General features: G+C 48.3%; 6 protein-coding genes. 5 read left to right on the top strand and 1 reads right to left on the bottom strand.

What is annotated here, in order from left to right; all coding sequences use genetic code 11:
- Together L1N85_RS26415 and L1N85_RS26410 are read left to right on the top strand one after the other, a co-directional pair.
- A partial coding sequence (locus L1N85_RS26415; RefSeq protein WP_235242000.1) for an acyl-CoA carboxylase subunit beta occupies positions 1 to 1429 on the top strand: 1429 nt, incomplete at its 5' end.
- Between the two features lie 51 nt (positions 1430 to 1480).
- Positions 1481 to 2263 carry an enoyl-CoA hydratase-related protein gene (locus tag L1N85_RS26410; RefSeq protein WP_235241999.1) on the top strand — a complete coding sequence of 261 codons (783 nt, stop codon included), beginning with the start codon at positions 1481 to 1483 and terminating at the stop codon, positions 2261 to 2263.
- Between the two features lie 316 nt (positions 2264 to 2579).
- Here the strand turns inward: L1N85_RS26410 and L1N85_RS26405 are convergent, their stop codons facing one another.
- A complete protein-coding gene (locus L1N85_RS26405) occupies positions 2580 to 2729 on the bottom strand; it encodes a hypothetical protein (RefSeq protein ID WP_235241998.1) in 150 nt (49 codons plus the stop codon).
- A gap of 265 nt (positions 2730 to 2994) precedes the next feature.
- Here L1N85_RS26405 and L1N85_RS27775 point away from each other — a divergent pair, with 265 nt between their 5' ends.
- The 3 genes from L1N85_RS27775 to L1N85_RS26385 are packed head-to-tail and all read left to right on the top strand — an operon-like array spanning position 2995 to position 6372.
- Positions 2995 to 5460 (top strand): LamG-like jellyroll fold domain-containing protein, encoded by a 2466-nt coding sequence (locus L1N85_RS27775; protein ID WP_328285299.1) that lies wholly within the window; start codon positions 2995 to 2997, stop codon positions 5458 to 5460.
- A 14-nt stretch (positions 5461 to 5474) separates the two neighbouring features.
- Positions 5475 to 5720, top strand: a complete 246-nt coding sequence (locus tag L1N85_RS26390; protein ID WP_235241997.1) for a hypothetical protein — start codon at positions 5475 to 5477, stop codon at positions 5718 to 5720.
- Positions 5721 to 5742: 22 nt separating this feature from the next.
- Complete coding sequence (locus L1N85_RS26385; RefSeq protein WP_235241996.1) at positions 5743 to 6372, top strand: sensor histidine kinase; 630 nt, start codon at positions 5743 to 5745, stop codon at positions 6370 to 6372.
- Positions 6373 to 6705 lie beyond the last annotated feature (333 nt).

Genomic DNA, 6705 nt, shown 5'->3' with positions numbered 1-6705 from the left:
CCGGGACCGGTTGAAGCTGCTGTTCGATTCGGAATGCGAGCTCGAGGATGCCCTTTTCGCCAACTGCGCCCAGGATGAACTGCCGGCCGACGGGGTCGTAACCGTGATAGGGAAAATAAATGGACAGACGGTTTGCGCCATTGCGAACGATTCGACCGTCAAAGCCGGCTCGTGGGGAGCCCGGACGGTTGAGAAAATGATTCGCATGCAGGAAACCGCAGATAAAATGCGGGTGCCGCTGCTCTATCTGGTCGATTCGGCGGGCGCGCGGATTACGGATCAGGTGGAGATGTACCCGGGGCGGCGGGGCGCAGGGAAAATTTTTTACAATCAGGTGAAGCTATCGGGAAAAATCCCGCAGATTTGTATTTTATTCGGTCCGTCCGCGGCAGGAGGAGCCTATATACCTGCATTTTGCGACATTGTAATTATGGTCGAGGGAAATGCATCCATGTATCTCGGTTCCCCGCGGATCGTGGAAATCGTTACAGGGGAGAAGGCAACCCTGGAGCAGCTGGGCGGCGCCAAAATGCACTGCTCCGTATCCGGCTGCGGCGATGTGCTCGCTCACTGCGAAGAAGAAGCGATTGCTCTTGCCAGAGACTATCTTGCTTATTTTCCCGCCAATTTTTCGGAAAAACCTCCTGTTCGGGAGCCGCAGCCCGCTATAAGCCTGGAAAAATCACTGGAAGAAATTATCCCCTGGAACCAGTATACGGCGTTTGATATGTACGGCCTTATTGAACGGATTATTGATGAAGACTCCTTTTTTGAAATAAAGAAGCTGTTCGCCAAAGAACTTATTACCGGATTAGGGCGATTTGCCGGGAGGCCGGTTGGCATCGTCGCCAATCAGCCGCGGGTGAAGGGCGGGATCTTATTCCACGATTCGGCCGACAAAGCCGCTAAATTCATTTGCTTGTGCGACGCCTTTCAGATTCCCCTTCTGTTTCTGGTTGATGTTCCCGGCTTTATGGTTGGCACAAGAGTTGAACAGGCGGGAATTATCCGGCATGGCGCGAAAATGATTGCCGCCGTATCCGAAGCCTCGGTGCCCAAAATATCCGTTATTGTCCGCAAAGCTTACGGAGCAGGCTTATATGCGATGGCTGGACCTGCGTTCGAGCCCGACTGCTGCCTGGCTTTGCCTTCAGCCCAAATTGCCGTGATGGGACCCGAAGCGGCGGTAAACGCTGTGTATGCGAATAAAATCGCCGAATTGCCGGAAGGCGAAAGGGCCGGTTTCATCGCAAGCATGCGGGAAGAATACGTTAAAGATATAGACATTTACAACCTTGCCTCAGATATGGTCATCGACGGAATTATCCCTGCCAATTCTTTGCGAAGCGAATTAATAAAACGGTTTGACGTCTATTCCTCAATAAGCGCTGCAGCCGCAGCGCGAAAGCATCCCGTTTATCCGGTTTAATCCGGAGTGTTGGGGGAAAGACGCTAAGGGGTTTTCACGGAGGTGGAATGGATGAACAGACCGGTGCTCTGGGAACAGCATGGGCCTATCGGTTATATCCGGCTCAATCGCCCGGAGGCATTGAATGCGTTTAATTATGACATGCTGGTTGCGCTTGGTGAAATAGTGGAAACAATAGAGCAAAATCCGCGCGATATTCGCGTTATAATCTTAAGCGGCGAAGGCCGGGCATTTTGCTCGGGTGCGGATTTAAAGGAGCGCAGAACGCTGGACGATCAACAGATACGTCGAAACGTAATGAAGACCAGTGAGGTGTTTTCCACGTTTGAAAGGCTGCCGCAGCCTACGATTGCAGCGATAAACGGCTATGCATTTGGAGGAGGGATGGAGCTTGCGTTATGTTGCGACTTCCGTTATTCGATCCGTGAGGCTAAGATGGGGCTTACGGAGGTCAGTCTTGGCATCATCCCTGGCGCGGGAGGCACGCAGCGATTACCGCGTCTCATCGGTCCGTCCAAGGCGAAGGAGCTTATTTTGACCGCACGTAAAATTTCTGCGGATCAGGCGCTTGGGCTGGGGCTGTTGAACGGCGTTGCAGATGACCGGGAACAGCTTAAGGAAATGAGTGAAGGATTGGCCGCTGAAATACTCGCCAATGCTCCTTTGGCTGTTTATCAAGCCAAGTATGCGATCGACAAAGGCATGAATACCGATCTGGATATGGGTATGGATTTGGAATTCAAGGCCTATGAAGCGACTATAGCGACAAAAGACCGGTTGGAGGCGCTGGAAGCGTTCCGTGAGAAACGCTCTCCTCGTTATACTAGGGAATAGCCAGTGATATTAGATTGCGCAGATGTTGGATTGATCTATACTATTTGTTAGCTAACCTCACTTCTAAGAGTGGGGCTTTTTCAGTTGTCATTCCTCAACCTTGTAGTTAATACATATGTTAATTGCAACGTATATAAAACAGGACTCAAGCTGTTATTCTTGGAAAGGAAAAGACGCCTCCATAAATCGTATCACTGCGCTAACAGTAATACCGGAGACGTCTTCCCAACAACCATGGTCATTGGTGTCAAATTACAGGCTTGTCCTCAAGGACTCGGAGACTGTATAAGGCGTGTGTTGTTAAGATGAATAATCCTTACCGTCCAACATTGTTGTTCTTACGCTTTTTTCCTCCAGCAGCCGCTGCTGCGGCAAAGGCTACTGCTGCTGCCCGTCCTGCTGCTGCTGCGGCAAAGGCTACTGCTACTGCTGCTGCATTTTTTGATTTGTAATATTTTTTGGTCAATGTTAAAACCCCCTTTCTATTCTATTTTATTTAATAGTCTGACAAGTTGTAACGACGTATATACGAGGTTATTAGTTGGTTTTTAAGTAGACATAGACATGGAATTCCCCTAAAGGGGATGCCTTCGAAAAAAGAATTATTGTCATTCATATACATTTATAGTATCGTTAATCTAATAATAAAAGTATTAATCATGCCATTTATTGAAAGCGCTTTGCGAGACCAAAACTACTCTTCGCTTCAAAGAGAAAGGGGATTAGTAAACATGAATAAAAAAGGGATTCAAAGATTCATTGCGGTAACATTAATGGCTGCCTTAATCGTACCGGTTTCGGCATTAGCCAACGTTAATAATGCGCCGGATGCTGATGCAATCCAAAGCCCGGTAACCCAAAGCCCGGTAACCCAAAGCCCGGTAACCCAAACCAGTAACGCTGGCGGTAACCAGCAAAATGACGGACAGGAGGATGTCATGCCTGTATTTAGAGATGCATCCGTACATGACCCTTCCGTGATTAAAGTGGATGACACCTACTATGTGTTCGGCTCCCATTTGGCGGCGGCCAAAACAAAGGACCTCATGCAGTGGGATCTTGTCGCTGCGGGCGCAAACGTCAATAACCCCTTGTTCGAAAATGTAGTTGAGGAATTAAAAGAAACCTTTGCATGGGCGCAATCCGATACGTTATGGGCAGCCGATGTCATTCAGCTCAGCGATGGCAGATTTTATATGTATTACAATGCATGTAAGGGCGATTCGCCAAGATCTGCTCTCGGCGTAGCCGTTGCCGATCACATTGAAGGCCCTTATGAGGATCTGGGGATTCTTCTGAAGTCCGGCATGTGGGGACAGCCAAGTGAAGACGGAACCATTTATGATGCAAGAAAGCATCCCAATGTTGTAGATCCGGATGTATTCTTCGACAAAAACGGGAAGCTGTGGATGATGTACGGCTCCTATTCCGGCGGTATTTTTATTCTGGAAATGGATTCTGCAACAGGCAAGCCGATGCCGGATCAAGGCTATGGAAAAAAACTCATTGGCGGGAATCATAGCCGAATAGAAGGGGCCTACATCCTTTACAGCCCGGAAACAGACTACTACTATATGTACCTTTCCTTCGGGGGGCTTGATGCCGTTGGCGGTTATAACATTCGAGTCGCACGCTCCCAGAATCCGGATGGACCGTATTACGATGCGGAAGGCAACGATATGATCAACGTAAAAGCCGACCCTAGCCGTCCTATATTCGATGATCGGTCCATCGAGCCTTTTGGCGTGAAATTGATGGGTAACTTTTTGTTCGATCGCAAGATTGGAGATCCCGGAACAGGAATCGGTACCGGATATGTATCTCCAGGACATAATTCAGCCTACTATGACCCGGAAACAGGCAAGCAATTTTTGATATTCCATACACGCTTCCCGCAAAGAGGCGAGGCGCATGAAATCAGGGTTCACCAAATGTTCATGAACAGCGACGGCTGGCCGGTGGTTGCTCCTTACCGATATGCAGGGGAAACGATTGATAAAGTCTATCGGGAAGATGTCGTTGGCGATTACAAATTAGTTAATCATGCGAAAGATATCTCGGCAGCGATCAAAAATTCTCAATTTATCCGGTTGAACAAAAACAGTGAGATTTCCGGCGAAGTTAGCGGCACTTGGGAAAGAACCGCACATAACAAGGCCAAATTGACGGTGGACGGAATCGTATATGACGGCGTATTCTTACGCCAATGGGATCCGGCATCGGCAAGCTATGTGATGACATTTACGGCTTTATCGAAGCAAGGAGTCGCGATTTGGGGCAGCAAAATGGCAGATAAATCGGATGATGAAATCGTAGCGGATGTCCAAAATGATTTGAGCCTCGGCGATACAAGCAATGTCACGAACAATCTGGCGCTTCCTACAGAAGGCACAAGACAGTGTGCAATCACATGGGGTTCCTCAAACGCCGATATTGTATCGGAAAATGGTACCGTTAAACGACCGGAGCCGGGTACCGGGAATGCAACAATTACATTGACCGCTACCATTGCAAAGGGTGACGCGACAGCAACCAAAGCCTTTACGGTTGTTGTGAAAGAGCAAACGATAGATGGTGTCGTTGCGCACTATGCTTTTGAGAATAACCTGACGGATAGCTCGGGTAATGCTGGGGCAGGTTCGGTTACAGGCGACAGAATCGATAAACCAGGCGGCGCTATTACTTACGCCAGCGGTGTCCATGGCGATGCGGCGGCGTTCGACGGCGCCTCAGGGATACGCTTGCCAAACGGGCTTATATCAAGCAGCACGTATTCCGTTTCCCTATGGGTCAATCCCGATCAGCTAACGGAATTTACAACAACCTTCTTTGGCGCCAGAGATACGAATAACTGGGTAAGCCTCCTGCCTAAAGGACACGGATGGGTCAACAATGACACCATGGTGTGGTCGGGCACGGCCTGGTATGATGCCGGCACCGGCATGAAAATTAAAGCGGGCGAATGGTCGCATCTGGCTTTCACCGTTAATAACGGCAGCATCACTGTATATGTCAACGGCGTTCAGAAGTTTTCCCGTACCGGCTTCCCGAATGTGTTTACGACAGCCGACGGCAGCTTCAGCTTAGGCGTAAACTGGTGGGATACTCCCTACAAGGGCTTGATGGATGAATTGCGTATTTATGAAACAGCCCTCACAGCCGACGAGATAGCCGGCCTGGCAACGAAAACTCCGTAATTCAAATAGGGCAGGTGCTGTTTATTTTTAATCGTAATTATATTGCCGATTCTCGTCATGTCGATTTCCGTATCGATGAATATTTGAATGAGGTGGAGAAAATTTCGATGCTTGCCAGTTATGGCGTGAACAGCTACATCTCTTACTCGGAACAAGATAATTACCCGATACAAAATTATTTGAGGGACAGCAATAAAGAGAACGAAAACCAGGCCTATCGTCTGCTGATGAACTATATCATGGTTCGACGCGTTTCTTGAATCGTCCGAGGCCACTTATTTCTTGCAGACTCACCAGGACCGGCAGAGCAAAGATGAGGATAATTGGGTCATTTCCAACGTTCGAAAAGTATTCGACATGAAAGACGGCCGTTTGCTCGGTGTCATGGTCGTCAGTATCGATATCGATTTCATCGATAAAGTAAACGGCCGGCTGCTGGAATCGCGAAGATCGGCGTTTACGATACTGGACGAACATCGGAATATCGTTTACAACAGCGAAACGATCCTCTACATGCCATTGGGTGAACTGTCCGCCGAGGAAGACATCCTGCGGAGAAATTTGATTATGACCGCATTTCTTCTTATCCTGTTTGCGGTGATCAGCTCGTTTTATGTATCCACCCGAATTACTCGTCCTATCAAAATATTAATGCGCAACATGATCTCGGTGGAAAGAGGGCAATTCGAAAATTTGCCGACCAAAGGGTCGAACGATGAGATCGGTCTGTTAGCCAAGCGGTTTAACCTGATGTCTCATGAATTGAGTCAACGTTCAGAATCCGACCAATGTCTATCCAAGAACAAATGCCGGCCGCTCCTCCTCGAACGGTCAGCATATCGGCGGGATCGACCATATATGTATCGCCAAACGGCGGGTATGGCAACGTCGCAGAGGTGGAGTTCTATATAATGCCATAGATTTAGGAAGACGCCGGTGGATTTCCGGCGTCTTCTCTTTTTTTTAGGTGCGTTTCGGTCTTATATATGAATTTACTTTTAATGGCTAAAACCCTTGTTGAGCAGCTCAGTGAGAAATTTGAACCTGAGAAGTATACCGATGATTATCGTGTTGCATTGCTTGAGGTAACAAAAAACCAGCGATAAGTGCGTTAGTCAAGACTTGTGCTTACTTTTATTAAAAACTCGATTAATAAGATAAAGCGTTCCGACGGCGGCACCCGCCTGCCCGCAACGACCGGTATACTACCCGTATTGGACAGTGAAAAAGCAGGCCAGATACAAT

Source organism: Paenibacillus alkaliterrae (assembly GCF_021532375.1).
GTDB lineage: Bacteria > Bacillota > Bacilli > Paenibacillales > Paenibacillaceae > Pristimantibacillus > Pristimantibacillus alkaliterrae.
Note: the sequence above shows the minus strand (reverse complement) of the source record. Positions and strands in the feature narration are given on the sequence as shown.